Origin of the sequence: Tumebacillus avium (assembly GCF_002162355.1) — a bacterium.
Classification (GTDB): domain Bacteria; phylum Bacillota; class Bacilli; order Tumebacillales; family Tumebacillaceae; genus Tumebacillus_A; species Tumebacillus_A avium.
Genome location: NZ_CP021434.1, coordinates 2,860,001 through 2,862,500 on the forward strand (window position 1 = coordinate 2,860,001; position 2,500 = coordinate 2,862,500).

Consider the following 2,500-nt stretch of genomic DNA (forward strand, 5'->3'; position numbering starts at 1 on the left):
TACAAGTCGAGCAGGGACGAAAGTCGGGCATAGTGATCCGGTGGTTCCGAGTGGAAGGGCCATCGCTCAACGGATAAAAGCTACCCTGGGGATAACAGGCTTATCTCCCCCAAGAGTCCACATCGACGGGGAGGTTTGGCACCTCGATGTCGGCTCATCGCATCCTGGGGCTGTAGTCGGTCCCAAGGGTTGGGCTGTTCGCCCATTAAAGCGGTACGCGAGCTGGGTTCAGAACGTCGTGAGACAGTTCGGTCCCTATCTGCCGTGGGCGCAGGAAGTTTGAGAGGAGTTGTCCTTAGTACGAGAGGACCGGGATGAACCGACCGCTGGTGTCCCAGTTGTGGTGCCAACCGCATCGCTGGGTAGCTATGTCGGGAAGGGATAAGCGCTGAAAGCATCTAAGCGCGAAGCCCACCTCAAGATAAGACTTCCCACACGGTCAACGTGGTAAGACCCCTTGTAGAAGACAAGGTTGATAGGCTGGAGGTGGAAGCGCCGCGAGGCGTGCAGCTGACCAGTACTAATCGGTCGAGGGCTTATCCTAAGTAAGTCCAACACTCACTATTCATTCGCATCCAGTTTTCAAGGAACACGCCAATTGCATATGCGGTCGTGGTGGAATGGCAGACACGCACGCTTGAGGGGCGTGTGGGGCAACCCGTGGAAGTTCGAGTCTTCTCGACCGCACCAAACAGCAGCCGGCTTGGAGAGATCCAAGTCGGCTTTTTTGTGTTTTTCTGCAAAAATTCATCTCAACAGGTATAAAAACAAGAGCAATTAGCTAAGATATGCAGTATGGAGATGATCACTACAGTCATTCGCTCTACATGAGCTGATTTGTTTCAGTTTGTGCGCTGGACTGCATTGAGATGTGACGGCTGCCATGATAAGATAAGTCCTGTCGCCGCGAGAGAGCGGACGGCACGGAAAACGAAATACTGATTCACGTGGAGAGATACCAAAGTGGCCAAATGGGGCGGACTGTAAATCCGTTGCGAAAGCTTCGAAGGTTCGAATCCTTCTCTCTCCACCATCATGGCGGCCGTGGCGAAGTGGTTAACGCACCAGATTGTGGCTCTGGCATTCGGGGGTTCGATTCCCCTCGGTCGCCCCATGATTTACTTGTTGGGGAGTCGCCAAGCGGTAAGGCAACGGACTTTGACTCCGTCATGCGAAGGTTCGATCCCTTCCTCCCCAGCCATTGTGAGCCATTAGCTCAGTTGGTAGAGCAACTGACTTTTAATCAGTGGGTCGAAGGTTCAAGTCCTTCATGGCTCACCACTGTTTTCTTTCAAATTAATATGTGCCCATAGCTCAGCTGGATAGAGCGTTTGACTACGAATCAAAAGGCCGGGAGTTCGAATCTCTCTGGGCACGCCATTGTTCCTCAATAGCTCAGTTGGTAGAGCGCCCGACTGTTAATCGGATGGTCACAGGTTCGAGTCCTGTTTGAGGAGCCAGTAACGGCTCGTTGGAGAAGCGGCTTAACTCACCGCCCTTTCAAGGCGGCATTCACGGGTTCGAATCCCGTACGAGTCACCATTTGGAGGTTTAGCTCAGCTGGGAGAGCATCTGCCTTACAAGCAGAGGGTCGGCGGTTCGATCCCGTCAACCTCCACCATTTTTATAACAACTTAATGATTGTCGCGGGGTGGAGCAGTTGGCAGCTCGTCGGGCTCATAACCCGAAGGTCGCAGGTTCAAGTCCTGTCCCCGCAACCACATGGAGCTGTGGTGTAGTGGCCTAACATGCCCGCCTGTCACGCGGGAGACCGCGGGTTCGAATCCCGTCAGCTCCGCCACGCGGAAGTGGCTCAGGGGTAGAGCATCGCCTTGCCAAGGCGAGGGTCGCGGGTTCGAATCCCGTCTTCCGCTCCAAATGAATAAGAGAAAAAGGCACGATCCATTCGGATCGTGCCTTTTTTTGTATCTTCCGTTCGATGATGTGATGCGCAGCGGAGCATTCTCAAGAGCAGATGAGCAAAGACCGTACGAGTTCATCCTATTAACTCATTTGCTCGGGTTTGTTCCGGAGTGCAGATTGTCCGCGGGGACTAGGCATGATAAGATAACTCTTGTCGCCGCGAGAGACGCGGTGATGATGAAGGTGAAAAAGTTTCCGCTTGCGTTTCATAGCGCAGCGTGATATATTATTAAACGTCGCTTCGGCGGCATGCGATTGATCCTTGAAAACTAAACGAGTGTTACAGAGAGATGACGCGAGTCAGAGATACAAACTTTTTCAACTTTTATTGAGAGTTTGATCCTGGCTCAGGACGAACGCTGGCGGCGTGCCTAATACATGCAAGTCGAGCGGACTGATTCGGAGCTTGCTCCGAAGATGTTAGCGGCGGACGGGTGAGTAACACGTGGGCAACCTGCCCGACAGACTGGGATAACGCTTGGAAACGAGTGCTAATACCGGATAGGCTTTTCCTTCGCATGAGGGAGAAGAGAAAGAAGCTTTCGCTTCACTGTCGGATGGGCCCGCGGCGCATTAG

At 53.1% G+C, this 2,500-nt stretch carries 12 tRNA genes and 2 rRNA genes (2 of these 14 cut by a window edge); all 14 read left to right on the top strand.

The features are described 5' to 3' along the window. Nucleotides 1-544, top strand: a 23S ribosomal RNA gene (locus CBW65_RS13675) (it extends 2,384 nt beyond the left edge of the window). A 62-nt stretch (nt 545-606) separates the two neighbouring features. Beyond that, nucleotides 607-690: transfer RNA gene (locus CBW65_RS13680), tRNA-Leu, on the top strand. 259 nt (nt 691-949) lie between these two features. Next, nucleotides 950-1,033: transfer RNA gene (locus CBW65_RS13685), tRNA-Tyr, on the top strand. A 5-nt stretch (nt 1,034-1,038) separates the two neighbouring features. Further along, a tRNA-His gene (locus CBW65_RS13690) sits at nt 1,039-1,114 on the top strand. A 12-nt stretch (nt 1,115-1,126) separates the two neighbouring features. Beyond that, nucleotides 1,127-1,201 (top strand) — tRNA-Gln (locus CBW65_RS13695). A 4-nt stretch (nt 1,202-1,205) separates the two neighbouring features. Next, nucleotides 1,206-1,281, top strand: a tRNA-Lys gene (locus CBW65_RS13700). A gap of 22 nt (nt 1,282-1,303) precedes the next feature. After that, nucleotides 1,304-1,380 (top strand) — tRNA-Arg (locus CBW65_RS13705). 4 nt (nt 1,381-1,384) lie between these two features. Continuing rightward, nucleotides 1,385-1,460: transfer RNA gene (locus CBW65_RS13710), tRNA-Asn, on the top strand. 5 nt (nt 1,461-1,465) lie between these two features. Then, nucleotides 1,466-1,542: transfer RNA gene (locus tag CBW65_RS13715), tRNA-Glu, on the top strand. Between the two features lie 3 nt (nt 1,543-1,545). Continuing rightward, a tRNA-Val gene (locus tag CBW65_RS13720) sits at nt 1,546-1,621 on the top strand. A gap of 24 nt (nt 1,622-1,645) precedes the next feature. Continuing rightward, nucleotides 1,646-1,721: transfer RNA gene (locus CBW65_RS13725), tRNA-Met, on the top strand. Between the two features lie 3 nt (nt 1,722-1,724). Further along, a tRNA-Asp gene (locus CBW65_RS13730) sits at nt 1,725-1,801 on the top strand. Nucleotide 1,802: 1 nt separating this feature from the next. After that, nucleotides 1,803-1,877: transfer RNA gene (locus tag CBW65_RS13735), tRNA-Gly, on the top strand. A gap of 370 nt (nt 1,878-2,247) precedes the next feature. Beyond that, a 16S ribosomal RNA gene (locus CBW65_RS13745) occupies nt 2,248-2,500 on the top strand (it continues 1,294 nt past the right edge of the window).